This window comes from Streptomyces sp. NPDC044044 (genome assembly GCF_056434405.1).
In genome coordinates this window covers 78,346-93,713 of sequence record NZ_JBWKFG010000001.1, presented here as the reverse complement: position 1 = coordinate 93,713, position 15,368 = coordinate 78,346, and the positions used below count along the sequence as shown (strand labels likewise).

Here is a 15,368-nt window from a genome sequence, read left to right as displayed (position 1 = left end):
GGGCGCTCAGGCGTTCTCGATGGACTTCTGGAACTCCCGTGCCATCTGCTCCAGGCCCTTGTTCTTCCACTCCGCCCAGAACGGCTTCCACTCACTCAGCTTCTTGCGGCCGCTGACGATGTCGTTGACCAGGTCGGTCGCCTCGGTCGACATGCGGCCGTAGTGCTGGGTGTACGCGTCCGAGTAGTGGCCGACGACCGGGTTCTGGATGGCGGTCTCGATGAGCTTCTGCTCGGCCGCGTACACGTCCTTGACGTCCTGGGCACGCTCCGTGCCCGGGAAGGTCGAGGCGACGAGCGCGAAGGGCGATGTGGTCGCCGTGGTCAGACCGCTGAAGAGGCCCTCGACCTGCTGCTTGCCCTGCTTCGAGCGCTCCGGGAAGCCGTTCTTGTCGTACGTGAAGTCCGCGCCCTCGGTGCCGAATTCGAGGAACTCGCGCTCGGTGGTTCCGAAGGGTGCGGCCAGGTAGTTGAGCACGCCGAGCAGCATGCGCACCCGCTTCTCGTCGCCCTTCTTGATGGCCGTGTAGCCGATCGTGCCGAGGTGGTAGTGGTGCTTGGGCTTGTTGCCGCCCACGCCGAAGGGGATCAGGATCTCGGCGGCCTGCTCGGGGTCCTGGACGCGGGAGTCCTTCCGCGCGTTGAACGGATTCGCGAACACACAGGCCCCGATCGCCCCCTGCGCCATCTTGGTGTACGCGTCGGCCATCTTGGGGTTGCCCGGGTAGAAGACCCCGGCCTTCTTCAACTTCAGGACGAAATTCAGTGCTTCGGTGTACTCGTCGGTCTCCTGGAACCAGGTGAGCGAACCGTCCTTGTTCTGCCGCCACTTGTTGGGGGCACCGAAACACTGGCTCATCACGCTGGCCGCGTTGACGTAGATCGGCTCAAGGGCCCAGGTCTTGCCGCCCGTGACCTCCTTGCACTTGGCGAGGAACTCCTCGGGGCTGCTCGCCGAGAGACCGTCCGCCTTCTCCCAGACCTTCGGGTTGCCGCCGTAGACCTGGCCGAAGGCGGGATACGGGCTCGGCGCGCCCCAGATCTTGCCGTTGACGACGGCGGTCTTCCAGTGGGCGGGGGTCATCGCGGCGAGGTTCGGATAGTCCTTCACCGCGTCCCCGGACACGTACTCCGTGATGTCCGCGCACTTGGCCTCGAGGAGTTCGGCGATGTGCTGGATTCCCTGGTTCGGCGGTATCCACATGAGGTCGGGAAGGTCGCCGCCCGCGATGACCGCGGAGAACTTCTCTTCGTAGCCGGGGTCGGTGCCAAGGATCGCTTCCAGGTCCACGCCGAGTTCCTTGTTCACCCTCTTCCAGTGGGCGTTGGAGCCCGCAGGGGCCGGCGGCTGCGTCCAGATCTCGGTCAGGAGCGTGATCTTCGACCCGTCGCCGGGGGTCTTGGGGACGCTGCGCACCAGCTCCTTGGGGTACGAGAGGAACCCGGCCGAGAGGCCCTTCGCGTTCGGCGGCAGATCGGGCTTGACCTTGCCGAAGGGAACGTACGAAGGCAGCTTCACCTTGGACGACGCCGCCTCGCCCGTCTTCTTCGCACCCGAGCCGCAGCCCGTCAGCGAGGTGGCGGCCGCGCCCGCCGCGACGGCCGTGGAGAGGCTGAGGAAGGTGCGTCGGGACATGCCTGTCATGGGAATCTCCGCAAAGGGTGTCAGGGGGCAGGAGGTTTCTGGGGAGGGAGGTTCAGCCCTTGATGGCGCCGGTGAGCACGCCCTTGGTGAAGTACTTCTGCAGGAACGGGAAGAGCAGCAGGATCGGGACGAGGGCGATCATGACGACGGCCATGGAGATCGACTGCTGGGGCGGCATGTGGCTGACGCCGAGCTGGTCGCCCGAGATGGACTTGCCCTGGACCACGTAGGTGCGCAGGACCAGCTGGATGGGCCACTTGCCCGAGTCGTTCAGATAGAGCATCGCGTTGAAGAAGGCGTTCCAGTACGTCACCGCGTAGAAGAGGCCGACGACGGCGACGACTCCCTTGGAGAGCGGAAGCACGATGCGGGTCAGGATCCGCCAGTCGCCCGCGCCGTCGATCCGCGCCGCTTGGTACAGCTCCTCGGGGATGTTCATGAAGAAGGCCCGGAGCACGACGAGGTTGAAGGCGTTGATCATGACGGGCAGGATCAACGACCAGTAGGAATCGAGGAGTCCGAGCTCCTTGACCACCACGTACATCGGCACCATGCCCGGCACGAAGAGCAGCGTGAAGAGCACCAGCAGGAGGATCGGCTTGCTGCCGGGGACTCCGCGCTTGCTGAGGCCGTAGGCGAGCGCGATCGTCGTCAGGAGGGAGAGCGCCGTGCCGACGAGTGTGATCAGGACGCTGACGACGACGGCGCGGGAGACGATGCCTCCGGAGAGGATCGTGCGGTACGCCTCCAGGGTCGGGTCCGTGGGGAAGAGGACGAAGCCGCCCGCTTCGGTGATCTCTTCGCGGGAGGCCAGGCTGGTGGAGAGGACCGTGAGGAAGGGCAGGATCATCACGGCGCAGATGACCGTGATGACGACGGCCTTGGCCGCCGAGCCGATCTTCGTCGGCGGCTCTTCCCAGGCGGGCCGCTCCTCGCGCGTCCGCGGCGTGCGCAGGGGGAATCCGAAGCTGCTCATTTGCTGTACACCCCGTGCTCTCCGAAGGCGTGGGCGACCTTGTTGGCGCCATAAATCATCAAGGCCCCGACGACGCCCTTGACCAGACCGGCCGCGGCGCCGACGCCCCAGTCGCCGTAGACGACGCCGTGGTAGTAGATGTACGTGTCGAGGACTTCCGACGCGCGGGCGCCGACCGCGTCGCGCTGGAGCAGGAACTGCTCGAAGCCGACGGACAGGACGTCACCGAGGCGCAGCACGAGCAGCATGATCGTGACGCCGCGCACGGCGGGCAGCGTGACGTGCCACATGCGGCGCCAGCGTCCGGCGCCGTCGACGGCGGCCGACTCGTACAGGCTCTGGTCCACGCTCGCGAGCGCCGCCAGGTAGATGATCATGCCCCAGCCGATGTCCTTCCAGATCACCTGGCCGGTGATGAGGAGGGAGAAGGTGTCGGGGTCGGTCATCACGTCCAGGGCGGACATGCCGTGGTCGCGCAGGTAGTTGCTGAAGAGGCCCGCGCCGCCGAGGACTTGCTGGAAGAGCGCGACGACCAGGACCCAGGATATGAAGTGCGGCAGATAGACGACGCTCTGCACGAACTTCTTGATGCGCGGGCTGACCAGGCTGTTGATGAGCAGGGCGAGGGCGAGCGGCGCCGGGAAGAAGAAGATCAGCTGGAGCGCGGCGAATGCCAGGGTGTTGCGGACCGCCTCCCAGAACGCCGGGTCGGCGAAGAGCTCCTGGAAGTTGGCGAGGCCCACCAGAGGGCTGTCCTTGAAGCCGATGAAGGGCTGGTAGTCCTGGAAGGCGATGACGTTGCCGAGCATCGGCACGTAGAAGAAGAACAGGAAGAAGAGCAGGCCCGGGGCCATCAGGGCGAGCATCACCCAGTTGTTCCGCAGTCGGACGCGGAGCGGGACGCGGCGGATGCGCGGCGGGTTCGGGGACTTCGGATCCGACACGGACGGTGGTGGCGGCGACGCGGCTCGTGGCCTGCGCTGCGTTGCTGGGGATGTCACACGTACTCCCTGGCCTGGCGGCACGACGGAACAGAAAACGGCAGCCGACAGCCGGGGCGACCGTCGGGAGTCGGCCAATTAAGAAGCCAACTTGCCGAAAGAGAGCCACATCATCGAAGCGTGACTCCCGCCCGTCAACCACCTTCCGGCCCTAGAGAGTTGGACTTTTCTGCGCGGCGTGATCGATGTGTTCCAGTGCGAGGCGAGCTGCCCCGATTGCGGTGGATTCCTCGCCGAGTACGGAGGTTTGCACCGTCGGCCGGTAGGGGCAGAGCGCGCCGAGCCGCGCCGCGAAGGGCTCGCTGAGCAGGGCGCCCGCCCGGGAGATGCCGCCGCCGAGCACCACGGACTGCGGGTCGAGTACGGCGACGTGGCGGGCCAGGCTGTCGGCGAGCGCCTCGGCGAAGGCACGCAGGGTGTACCTGGCCCCGCCGTCGCCCGCGGCCGCCGCGGTCACCACCGCGCGCGCCGCGTTCTCGCGGGTGGGCCTGTCGGCACCCTCGTGCCCCGCGAACCAGTCCAGGAGCCGCTGGTAGCACCGCTCCCAGCCGTCCCCCGCGACCATCTCGCCCGCCGCGCCACGGTGTCCGCGGTGCAGCTCGCCACGGAGCCACAGGCCGATGCCGAGCCGGTTTCCGACGTACAGGTACACGCAGTCGCCTGCGCCCACCGATACTCCCCCGGTGCACTCGGCGAGGGTCGCGAGCTGGATGTCGTTGCCCACGACGACGGGTCCGTGGGCCGGGTCGGCGAGTTCGCGGGTGAGGTCGAGGCCCGTCCACTGGGGCAGCGAGTCGCTCTCCACCACGCGGCCCGCCGCGTCCACCATGCCGCTGGTGCCGACGCCGGTCGCCAGCGGGCGCACGTGCGCCGCGGCGGGCTGGGCCAGGCAGCCCGCGATCGCCTCGCGGACGGCGTCCAGGCGCTGGGCCGCCGGGAGTTCGGGCGTGACGGCGACGCGCTGGGTGGCCACGGTGCGGCCGAGCAGGTCGGCGGCGTGCACCAGGATCTTGTGCGCGCCGATGTCGACGCCCAGGACGTGCGCGGCCTCGGCACGGAAGCGGAACCTGCGGGCGGGCCTGCCCACACTGCCGCTGCCCGGCGTCAGCTCCACCAGGCGGCCCTCGCGCAGGAGCTGGGCCGTGAGGTCCTGGGCGGTGGGCCGCGACACGCCGATGAGCGTGGCCAGTTCGGGCACGGTGATCTCGTCCCGCTCGCGCAGCACACGCAGCGCGGCGGCCGCGTTGAGGCGGCGCAGCAGCGACGGATCCCCGCTCATGGGGCTCACGGCGCTCACGGCACTCACGGAATTCACGGGTTCCTTCTTCATGGACTCCCCCTCCCGGTCTCCCCGATTCAAGGCGCCCCCTTGACAGCGTGATCGGTTGATCTCCAGGGTGACCCGGAGCGATTGAGAAACTTACCTAATAAATAGCGCCCTTGGGGGAGCACAGATGGGTGAGACTGGTCATCCGGAGCTGGCATGCGGGATCGGCTCCTGGGACAGCGACGTCTACGGTAACCACCGGATTCTCGTACGCGCCGCCACCACCGACAGCACGGCCCCGGCCGTCGCGGCCGAACTGCCGTGGCGCCGCCAGGATCCGGACCCCGGCGCGGTCGACGTGATCGTCATCGGTCCTTCCGGGGAACGCGTGCGCAACACCGCGGCCGTGGAGGTGACCGACGAGGCCGGACGCATCGCCTTCGAGCCGACGGACGGTCCCGGCACCTACGCCGTGCACTACCTCCCGTACGCGCACACGGGCAAGCCCTACTACCCGCAGGCCGCCTACCGGCCCCCGACGCGGACGGCCGACCCCGGCTGGGTGCACCGCTGCGGACTGCACGACGCGACCGGATGGGAGAAACTGCCGCGCGCCGAGGCCGTCGCGTACGAGGCGGCGAGCGCGGTCGACTCCTTCGCGCCGCTCGGGTTCGCGGCCACGGATGACGAGCGCGCCCGACTCCAACAGGCCCACGCGGACGCCCAGTTCCTCCTCTTCGGCGAGGACCGCGCCCATCCGCTCGGCCGCTACGCACGGCTTCCCGCGCGCTGGGCCCTGGCCACACCCTTCGCACCGCTCGACGTCACGGCGGACCGCGGGGAGTTCCACGCGGTGCAGGTCGGCGTCTACGCGCTCCAGGAGCTCACCGAGGTGCGCGCCGAGATCCGCGGGCTTCCGTTCTCCGTACGGTGCCTCAGCACGGGCGGCATCGACGCGCGCGGCAAGGCCTTCGAGCGGCGCGTGACGGTGGGCGCGGGGTGCGCGGGGGCCCTGTGGTTCGGCGTGGAGATTCCCGAGGACGCTCAACCCGGCCTCCACGAAGGGGAGATAACCGTCGGCGCGCCCGGTGTCCCGGAGCGCGTCCTGCCGCTGCGCCTCACCGTCGGCCGGGACGTCGTCGCCGACGGCGGTGCCGGTGAGCCGTGGCGGCTCGCGCGGCTCGGATGGCTGGACTCGGCGCTCGCGCAGGACGACGAGCCGGTCGCGCCGTTCACCCCGATCGAGGCGACGGCCGAGGCGGACGGACAGCGCCTGTCGCTGCTCGGCCGCACGGTCGAGCTCGGCCCGCAGGGACTCCCCCGGCGGATCGTCTCCACCTTCACGCCGAGCGTCACGCGCGCCGACGGACCGCCGCGCGACCTGCTCGCCGCGCCCGTCACGCTGGACGTCGGACGCCCCCTGGAGCATGGACCGCTCAGCCTCGACCGCCTTGGCCCTGCACGGGTCGGCTGGTCGGCGCGGGCCGCGGGACGGGACGTACTCCTGCGCACCGAGGGCGAGTTGGAGGCCGACGGCTTCCTCGTGGTGCGGGCCACGGTCGAGGCCACCGCCGACACCGAGCTCGACGTGACGCTGGACGTGCCGGTCCACGAGGAGGTCGCGCGGTACGCGATGGGGCTCGGCCTGACCGGCCGGGCGTGTCCGGCGACGTACGACTGGAGCTGGGACACGCCCACCCGCAACCAGGACGCGTTCTGGCTCGGCGACCCGGCCGCCGGGCTCCAGCTCAGCCTGCGCGACGAGCACTACGCACGGCCGCTCAACACCAACTACTACCGCGAGAAGCCGCTGCGCACACCGCGCTCCTGGGCGGGCGACGGGGCGGGCGGGGTGCGGCTGCGCACGAGCGAGGGGGTGCGCAGCCTCGCCGCCTTCAGCGGGCCGCTCGCGCTGCGCGCGGGCGAGAGCCGGTGCTTCGAGTTCCGGCTGCTCCTGACCCCCTTCAAGCCGCTCGAACCGGCACGGCAGCTCTCCGAGCGCTACTTCCACGCGTACGCGTCCCCCACGGAGATCGCCGAGTACGGCGCGAACGTCGCCAATCTGCACCATGCGACGCCGCCCAATCCGTACATCAACGACCCGCTCCTGGGCGCGGACGCCCTGCACTCCTACACCGAGGAGGCGCACCGGCTCGGGATCCAGGTCAAGGTGTACGACACGGTGCGCGAACTGACGCGCCACACACCGGAGTTGCCGGTGCTCGCTTCGCTTGGCGACGAGATCTTCGCGCCGGGGCCCGGGGGCGGGCACGCCTGGCTGCGGGAACATCTGGGCGGGGACTACGTGCCCGGGTGGGTGGCGCCCGATGTGGGGGACGTCGCCGTCGTCACGTCCGGGGACTCGCGGTGGCACAACTCCTATGTGAGCGGGATCGAGCGGCTGCGGCGGGTCGTCGGGATCGACGGGCTCTATCTCGACGACGTGGCGTACGACCGGACGACCATGAAGCGGGTCAGGAAGGTCCTTGCCGCGTCCGGCGAGACACCGCCGCTGGTCGACCTGCACTCCTGCAACCAGTTCCGCGCGCCGGACGGGTTCGCCTCCAGCGCCAATCTGTACGCGGAACTGCTGCCGTACGTCGACCGGCTCTGGCTGGGAGAGCTCTTCGACTACGAGGGCTCCGACGGCCCGGACGGCCCCGCCGGGGGCGATCCCGCGTACTGGCTCGTCGAGATCTCGGGCATTCCCTTCGGTCTGATGGGCGAGATGCTGGAGGGCGGCGGCAATCCCTGGCGCGGGCTCGTCTTCGGGATGACGGCGCGGGCGCCCATGACGGACGTACGGCCCTTGTGGCGGGCCTTCGACCAACTCCGGCTCCCAGAGGCGGAGATGACGGGGTGGTGGGCCACCGGTGCGGGTGCGCATCCGGTGCGGACCGGGCGGGACGATGTGCTCGCCACGACGTGGCAGGGGCCCGGAGGGACCGTGACGGCGCTCGCCTCGTGGGCCGGGGAGCCGGTGGACATCGTTCTCGACACGGCTTCGGGGCCCGTCGCCGCTTACGCTCCCGCCATCGAGGGGTTCCAGCCGGAGCGGAGGTTCGCCGCGGGCGAGGCGCTGCGGGTGGAGCCGGGGCGGGGCTGGCTGGTGCGGCTCGGGTGAGGACGTGCCTGTGTGCGGGCCGAAGGTTCGGCCCGCACACAGGGCGGGAGAGTCCTGCTGACCGTGGTCGCGGTCAGCTCTTCCGGCCGGTCAGCTCTTCCGGCCGGTCAGCTCTTCCGGCCGGTCTGTCGGTCGGCCGGTCGGTCTGGCGGCCGGTCGGTGGCCTGCGGGCGGAAGGCGTCGCCCTGCTACTGACCCATCACCAGGCCGTCCTTCGCCGCACCACGGCTCAGGGCGATCCGGCGGATCCGGTCGCGGACGTCGGCGACGTCCGCGCCGCGGGCCAGCGCCGCGTTCAGGTTGGTCACCCGCCCCGTTCCCGTGTCGAACCACTGGGGGATGAACTCGGCCTTCTTGACCTCCCAGCGGCCGCCGGGGGCCGCGGGCGGGGCGAACGTGAAGCGGCCGAGGGTGCCCTGGTTGCCGCGCGGGTCGTTCGCGCCCTCGTGGTTGATCATGTCGCCGGCGATCTGGTCGCCCATGCCGTAGATGACCCAGGTCTTGTTGACCTTCTCGTAGGCCTGCGGGACGTGCGCGTGGGTGCCCAGGATCAGGTCGATGTCGGGGCGGCCCTTGGTGCTGGACGCGGTGAGCTGCTTGCCCAGGCTCAGCTGGCGGCGGTCCGGGGCGTCCTGCCACTCCGTGCCCCAGTGGACCGAGACGACGACCACGTCCGCGCCCGCCTTCCGCGCGGCGCGCGCGTCCGCGACGATCCGGTCGCGCTCCATGAGGTTGACCGTCCAGGGCTTGCCCTTGGGGAGCGGATAGCCGTTCGTGCCGTACGTGTACGCGAGCTGGGCCACCTTCGCGCCGCCCGCCCGCATCCAGGCGGGGGACTTGCCCTCGGCGGCCGTGCGGCCCGAGCCCGCATGCTTGACGCCTGCCTTGTCGAGCGCGCCGAGCGTCCTCGCCACCCCCGCGGCGCCGTCGTCGAGCGTGTGGTTGGAGGCCGTGGAGCAGGCGTCGTAGCCGGTGGCCTTCAGGGCGTGGGCGATCTGGGGCGGGGACTTGAAGCTGGGGTAGCCGGTGTAGTCGCCGTTCTCGCCGTAGACCGTCTCCATGTGACAGATCGCCAGATCGGCCTTGGACACGACGGGTTTGACACCCCTCAGCATCGGCACGAAGTCGTAGCCGTCGCCGCCCGCGTCGGCGTTGGCCCTGCTGATGATCGAGGAGTGCGGGAGCACGTCTCCGGAGGCGACGAGCGTGAAGGCGCGCGGTGCGTCCGGGCCGCCGCCGGCCGCCGACGGCGCGGGAGGCGGGGCGTCCCGATTTCCGTCCCGGGCGCCGTCCGGTTGCTTTTCGCTCTGCTGCTTCGGATTCCGCTCCTGCGCGGGCCCTTCATTTGCCGTGCAGGCGGCGGTCGCGGCGAGAGTGGCTCCGATCATTGCCGCTGCCAGAACAGCTGTGCCCTGCGGTGTGCGCTGCGTCATCGACCAGGCTCCGTGAATGGGGGATATTCGCCGAAACGAATCCACATTCGGACACATGGCCGAGTCAAGCAGCAATGCCGTCATAGTCCCCGAAACGGACTTAAATCATCCGGCCATGTGACACGAAGAACACATGGCCTCCGACCTGCGACGAAACCGGGGCCTGAGTCAAAGCTCCGTAAAGCGCCTTGCTCAGAGCCCCCTTCGGGTAATCGGCTGTCCTCATCCGTGTTCCGGATTGGGGGCCAGAGGCCGGCGACGCGCACGGATCGGAGGAAGGCGAGACGGGATGCTGCACGAGAGCCGAGGAAACACGGAGGGCCCGAGTGACGGCGAACTGGCCGTGCCGATGGCGTGGTTGTACGCCGAGTACATCGCGGACGAATTACTGCGTACCGGCGATTTGATGCCGCCGACATCTTTCGAATACCGCGCAGGGCGTGATGCTCTGGCCCTGACTATTTTCCTGTCGGACACGAATGGCGAACTGTCGGGCATCCGCGTGGTCTCGCAGTTGGAGACCTGGCTGTCCCTGACGGCGTACGACCAACCGTGGCTCGACTGGGTCGGCGAGCGGATGGCCGTGCTCACGGCGGACGCGCTCACGTCCGGTGAGCCCGCGCCCGATCTGGAGCTCGCCGACCTGGCGTGGCGCTGGCTGGAGGAGACGGAGCTGCTCGCGCCCGACCTGGACGCGGTGCCGGGTGGCGGGTCGCCCGGCAGCGAGGACGACGGGCCCAAGGTGTGGACGGCGGCGTGGCGCCTGGGGCTGCCCCTCGGGCATCTGGCGATCCATCTGTTCTGACGCCACGACAGAGGCGCCCTGGCGGCGCGGCAGAGAGGTTCTGACGGCACGACAGGGAGGTTCTGACGCCACGGCAGAGAGGTTCTGGCCCTCGCGCGAGTGTTCTCGTCGCGTGTCTTGAGTGATTCGTCGGTCCCCTGCGTACGGGAGGGCAGAACGCACCCCCTGCCCGACTCGTCACGCAAGGAACGCCATGAGGCCCCTGGAGCGGCATCGCGACGCCGGCGCCTACGCGCTCGGCGTCCTCGACGCGGCGGACACCTTCCGCTTCGACGACCACCTCATGGACTGCCCCGCGTGCCGGGCCCTGGTCGAGGAACTCGGCCCGGCAGCACAGCAGTTGGCCGCCTATGACCGCATCACACCACCGCACGTCGAACCGCTGGCCGTGCCCGACCCCGGCCTCGTCGACCGGCTGCTCGCCGAGGCCGGGCGGCTGCGCAGGGCCGGGCGCAGACGGTGGCTGTGCGCGGTCGCGGCGAGCGTCGTGCTGGCCCTCGCGGCCCCCGCGACGGCGATCCTCAGATCCGACGGGCCGGGACCGGAGCAGATCACGGCCCGCGACGGGCGCACCGGCGTATCGGCGACCCTGACGGCGCGGGGCCGCGACTGGGGCACGGACATCGGGCTCCGCATCCGCGATGTGCACGGCGGTGCCCGTGTCTGCGAACTCGTCGCCGTCGGCACCGACGGCTCCGAGCAGACGGTGACGACGTGGAAGGTGCCCGCCTCCGAGCCCGCCGCCGAGCACGCGGCCGGACCCGCGGGTGAGCCACCGGCCGCTCTCTCGACACGAGGCGGCGCGGCCATGCCCCGCGAGGACATCGCCCGCTACGAAGTGCGCACGACGGCCGGACAGCGTCTGCTGACGCTGCGGCGCCCCTGAACCGCCCCTCGCGAACGGCTACTTCAGGAGCCGCGACATCCTCCGGTCCGCCAGCGGCTTCCCGCCCGTCTGGCACGTGGGGCAGTACTGCAGCGAGGAGTCGCTGAAGGAGACCTCGCGGATGGTGTCGCCGCACACGGGGCACGGCTCGCCGGTGCGGCCGTGGACGCGCAGGCCGCTCTTCTTCTCCGCCTTGAGGCGGCCCGCCGCGACGCCGCGCGAGCGCTCCACCGCCTCGGTCAGCGTGGTCCGCAGCGCCACATGCAGCCCATGGACTTCCTCCTTCGTGAGGCTCGACGTGAGCTTGAACGGGGACATGCGGGCCACGTGCAGGATCTCGTCGCTGTACGCGTTCCCGACGCCCGCGATCAGGGTCTGGTCCCTCAACGCGCCCTTGATCTGGCGGCGTTCGCCCGCCAGGAGACCGGCGAAGCGCTCCTCGTCGAAGTCCGGTGCCAGCGGGTCGGGGCCGAGCCTGGCGATGCCCGGGATGGCCGAGGGGTCGTCGGTCACGTACACCGCGAGGCGTTTTTGCGTGCCCGCCTCCGTCAGGTCGAAGCCCTCCCCCGTCTCCAGCGCGACGCGCAGCGCGAGGGGGCCCTTGCCGGGGCGCGGCGGGCCGTCGGGGAGGCGGTCCTTCCAGTGCAGCCAGCCCGCGCGGGCGAGGTGGGTGACCAAATGCAGGCCGTCCGCGTCGAGGTCGAGGAACTTGCCGTGGCGCGCGACGGCCGTGACGGTGCGGCCCTCCAGGGCGGTGAGCGGCGGGTCGTACGTCTTGAGAACGCTGACCGCCACCGGCAGCACCCGGATGATCTCGTGGCCGACGAGGTGTTCGGTGAGGAAGGCGCGCAGCGCCTCGACCTCGGGGAGTTCCGGCATCCGTTCACTCCTGACCCTGTTGCGGCGGCGCCGTCCGCCCGCCCTGCCCGTTGCTCTCCCGCACCGGAACGACGAACTCGCACCAGACGCACTTGCCGCTGCCGCGCGATTCGACGCCCCACTCGTCCGTGAGCATGTCCACCAGGAGCAACCCCCGGCCCGACACGCCCGATTCCCCCGCCTCCCGGCGGCGCGGCAGCGCGCTCGAGGAGTCCTCGACCTCGACACGCAGGCGCCGTTCGGTGCCGCTGACGACCCGCAGGGTCACGATCGCCGCGCCGTCGGTGTGCATCAGGGCGTTGGTGATCACCTCGTCGGCCACCAGTTCGATCTCGTCGGCGCCCTCCCGGGCGCCCCAGGCACGCACCGCGGCGCGGATCATGTGCCGGGCCTCGGCCAGCGCCTCCGGATCGCCGGGGCCGACATGCTGCTGGAGGCGTCCGCCGGACCGGGGCGCGTCGATCATCCGGCGGCGCAGGAGCAGCAGCGCCGCGTCGTCCTCACCGCCCCGGTCGTCGACGATCCCGCAGAGCCGGTCGGCGAGGGGCTGGAGGTCGCGCGGGCCCGAGCAGGCGAGCTCGCCCAGGGCCCGCAGCCCGTCGTCGAGGTCGGAGCCCGGCTCCTCGATGAGGCCGTCGGTGAAGAGGATCAGGGTCTGGCCCGCGTCGAGTTCGAAGGTGGTGACCGGGTATTCGAGGCCGCCGAACTCGGCAGAGAGACCCAGCGGGAGACCGCCGTCGACCGGCACCCGGCGGCAGCTCCCGTCGGTCTGCTGGACGAGCGGGTCGATGTGGCCGGCCCGCACCAGCTGGACGACGCCCGTCGACAGGTCGGCCTCCGCGTAGAGGCAGGTGGCGAAGCGCTCGGTGTCCAGCTCATGCAGGAAGCCCGAGGCACGGGCCATGACGGTGGCGGGCGGATGCCCCTCGGCGGCGTAGGCGCGCAGCACGATGCGCAGCTGGCCCATGACGGCAGCCGCGTGCGTGTCGTGGCCCTGTACGTCACCGATGACCGCCCCGACACGGCCACCGGGCAGCGGGATCACGTCGTACCAGTCGCCGCCGATGTCCCGGCCGAGCGCCGCCGAGCGGTAGCGGACCGCGACGTCGGCGCCGGGCACCCCGGGGATGGTGCGCGGCAGCATCGCCTGCTGGAGGCCCTGGGCGAGGTCCTTCTCCTGCTCGTAGAACATCGCGCGCTGGAGGCTCTGCGCGATGCCGCTGCTCAGCGCGACCAGGACGTTGCGCTCCTCCTCGGTGAAGCCGGTCTTGTCCTGGTAGAGCAGCCCGAGCACCCCGATCGGCTTGGCCTGCGCGATCAGCGGCAGATACGCGGCCGATGTGATGCCCAGCTTGTCTATGTGCGGCCACAGATCCGGGTACGAGGCCGCGAACTCCGCGGCCGTCTCGATGAAGCGCGGCGAGAGTGTGCGCACGGCGTCGCTCATCGGATACCGCTCGTCGATCCGCGTGAACTTGGTGCCCGGCACGAAGCTGCCCGCGGGCCCCTCCGCGACCAGCCGGATCCGCCCCGCCTCGACCAGGGCCATGACCAGGTTCGACGCACCCAGGTGCGCGAGGCCGTGGGTGTCCTTGAGCACGTCGATGACGTCGCGGACGGTACGGGCGTGCGCGAGGGCGGCCGTGGTGCCCTGCACGATGCTCGTGCGGCGGCGCCGGTCCTCCTCCTCGTCGGCGCGCTGGTGCCGGGCCGTGGTGTCGCCGAGCTCCTGCGTGGCGTCGCGGACGATGCCCACGATCCGGCGCGGGCGGCCCGTCTCGTCACGCTGGATGAACCCCTGGGTATGGGTCCAGCGCAGGCCCCCCGAGCGCAGCCGGATGCGGAAGTAGATGCCATAAGTCCGGCTGCCGTCCTTGAGCGCGTGCGACACGTAGGCGTCGAGGCGGTGCGCCTCGACCGGCGGAACCCGGAAACCGAGGCTCGTCGGATGTCCGTCGTACTCGTCGGCCCGTACGTCGAAGACCTCGTGGCCCGCGGCGTCCAGATGCATCAGGCCGCTGTCGAGGTCCCAGTCGAAGCAGCCTGTGCGGTTGAACGCCAGGATCGACCGTGGATCCGCTGGCCAGTCGTCCGGCAGTGGCGTGGGCTTCATGACACTTCATGATTCTTCGCTGTCGGGCCCGAGCGCGCACGCTCAGCTCTGGAAAGTGCCGGGATCGCTGGTCAGCGGGGAGTCGCCGAGGGAGGGGTCGTCCGGGACCAGACCGCTGTCTTCGGGCTGGGCAGGGGTGTCGGGAACGCTCTCGGGGCCGGTCTCGTCGCCGGGGTCCTCCTCGGACGGGGGCTGCACCGTGTCGTCGTCCGGCGTGCTCGGCTCGTCCGGGGGCGAGGTCGGCGCGCTGGAGGTGGGCGTGGGGCAGCCGGGAGGGATCTCGGAGGGGGTGCCGGTGGGCGGCTCCGTGCCCGCGTCGGGGGCGGGCGTCGGGCAGTCCGTGGAGGTGGTGCCCGACTCGCTGGGGGTGCTGCTCTCGTCGTCCGATTCGCTCGGACTGGGGCTCGTGGGCGTGGGGGTGGGGGTCGGCGTGGGGGTCGGGGGCGGCGGCGGCACCACACGGTCCTTTTCGCCGTGGTGGTCGCCCGTCTTCCGCTCGATCCACGTGTTGTTGGTGATGTTCACGATGGTGATGTTCACGATGATCTTCGGCGCCGGTGTCACGACGATCACCTGCGCCGGGCGGTAGCCGGACCACGGCTTGCCCTGGTGGCTCGGGGTGCCCTTGAAGGCGACCGGCGGCTTCAGCGGGTTCCCGCAGGCGCACCGCACGCGCGGCAGCCCCCGGTTGTCGACGAGGACCGCGGTGCCCGTCTGCAGCACGGACTGGAAGCTGGTGGCACCGCCGTCGCGGTAGCCGTGGTTGGTGACGCGGGTGTCGGCCCGCAGCACGACCGGCGTCAGGCCGCGCAGGAAGCTCGGGATGTCGGCCTGGGAGATGCCCTCCGCCTGGGCGAAGGCCCGCGCCTTGCCCTGGTCGGCGGTGAGGAAGCGGACCTGGGCGTCGACGTCGCAGCTGCCCACGGACTGCGTGCCGCCGTACAGACCCGGCGTACCGCCCGACAGGGAGCGCACGCCCTGGGCCGTGGGCGATGAGGTTCCGGTCGGCGATGGCTGCGGCGAACGGGTGACGGGCGAGGGGGTCGCCGTGGACGTCGCGGTGGAGTCGGTGAACGGATCGGGGCCCTGGGCGGCGACCGGCTGCATGAACAGCTCGGGGCCGCCGTCGGTGGAGTTCTTGTCGCCTCCGCCGGAGCATCCTGCGACGACGATGGCCGTGGATATCGCGAAGGCCATCACATGGGTCCTGGTGGGCCTGGTGGGCACACGCACCGTGCTC

Annotated in this window: 11 protein-coding genes; 3 read left to right on the top strand and 8 right to left on the bottom strand. The window is 70.7% G+C overall.

Annotation, left to right across the window (positions count from 1 at the left end; all coding sequences use genetic code 11):
• Nucleotides 1-6: 6 nt before the first annotated feature.
• From AC07AG_RS00410 to AC07AG_RS00395, 4 genes are all read right to left on the bottom strand, one after another.
• Nucleotides 7-1,635 carry an extracellular solute-binding protein gene (locus tag AC07AG_RS00410; protein WP_478750350.1) on the bottom strand — a complete coding sequence of 543 codons (1,629 nt, stop codon included), beginning with the start codon at nucleotides 1,633-1,635 and terminating at the stop codon, nucleotides 7-9.
• 61 nt (nucleotides 1,636-1,696) lie between these two features.
• The gene (locus tag AC07AG_RS00405) at nucleotides 1,697-2,620 is read right to left on the bottom strand and encodes a carbohydrate ABC transporter permease (RefSeq protein WP_478750348.1); all 924 of its coding nucleotides are present in this window, start codon (nucleotides 2,618-2,620) and stop codon (nucleotides 1,697-1,699) included.
• A complete protein-coding gene (locus tag AC07AG_RS00400) occupies nucleotides 2,617-3,621 on the bottom strand; it encodes an ABC transporter permease (protein WP_478750346.1) in 1,005 nt (334 codons plus the stop codon). The genes AC07AG_RS00405 and AC07AG_RS00400 overlap by 4 nt, the downstream gene beginning before the upstream one ends.
• A gap of 151 nt (nucleotides 3,622-3,772) precedes the next feature.
• A complete protein-coding gene (locus AC07AG_RS00395; protein ID WP_478750344.1) occupies nucleotides 3,773-4,951 on the bottom strand; it encodes an ROK family protein in 1,179 nt (392 codons plus the stop codon).
• 124 nt (nucleotides 4,952-5,075) lie between these two features.
• On the opposite strand from AC07AG_RS00395, the gene AC07AG_RS00390 reads away from it, so the two are divergent.
• A complete protein-coding gene (locus tag AC07AG_RS00390; protein ID WP_478750342.1) occupies nucleotides 5,076-8,012 on the top strand; it encodes a glycoside hydrolase domain-containing protein in 2,937 nt (978 codons plus the stop codon).
• 188 nt (nucleotides 8,013-8,200) lie between these two features.
• On the opposite strand, the gene AC07AG_RS00385 is transcribed toward AC07AG_RS00390, so the two are convergent.
• Nucleotides 8,201-9,445: a CapA family protein gene (locus tag AC07AG_RS00385; protein ID WP_478750340.1), complete on the bottom strand. Its 1,245-nt coding sequence runs from the start codon at nucleotides 9,443-9,445 to the stop codon at nucleotides 8,201-8,203.
• Nucleotides 9,446-9,734: 289 nt separating this feature from the next.
• Here AC07AG_RS00385 and AC07AG_RS00380 point away from each other — a divergent pair, with 289 nt between their 5' ends.
• Nucleotides 9,735-10,250 (top strand): hypothetical protein, encoded by a 516-nt coding sequence (locus AC07AG_RS00380; protein ID WP_478750338.1) that lies wholly within the window; start codon nucleotides 9,735-9,737, stop codon nucleotides 10,248-10,250.
• A 193-nt stretch (nucleotides 10,251-10,443) separates the two neighbouring features.
• Complete coding sequence (locus AC07AG_RS00375) at nucleotides 10,444-11,136, top strand: zf-HC2 domain-containing protein (RefSeq protein WP_478750336.1); 693 nt, start codon at nucleotides 10,444-10,446, stop codon at nucleotides 11,134-11,136.
• Between the two features lie 18 nt (nucleotides 11,137-11,154).
• On the opposite strand, the gene AC07AG_RS00370 is transcribed toward AC07AG_RS00375, so the two are convergent.
• The 3 genes from AC07AG_RS00370 to AC07AG_RS00360 are packed head-to-tail and all read right to left on the bottom strand — an operon-like array spanning nucleotide 11,155 to nucleotide 15,325.
• Nucleotides 11,155-12,015: an Fpg/Nei family DNA glycosylase gene (locus AC07AG_RS00370; protein WP_478750334.1), complete on the bottom strand. Its 861-nt coding sequence runs from the start codon at nucleotides 12,013-12,015 to the stop codon at nucleotides 11,155-11,157.
• Nucleotides 12,016-12,019: 4 nt separating this feature from the next.
• Nucleotides 12,020-14,128 carry a SpoIIE family protein phosphatase gene (locus AC07AG_RS00365; RefSeq protein WP_478750333.1) on the bottom strand — a complete coding sequence of 703 codons (2,109 nt, stop codon included), beginning with the start codon at nucleotides 14,126-14,128 and terminating at the stop codon, nucleotides 12,020-12,022.
• Between the two features lie 42 nt (nucleotides 14,129-14,170).
• Nucleotides 14,171-15,325 (bottom strand): DUF6777 domain-containing protein, encoded by a 1,155-nt coding sequence (locus AC07AG_RS00360; RefSeq protein WP_478750331.1) that lies wholly within the window; start codon nucleotides 15,323-15,325, stop codon nucleotides 14,171-14,173.
• Nucleotides 15,326-15,368 lie beyond the last annotated feature (43 nt).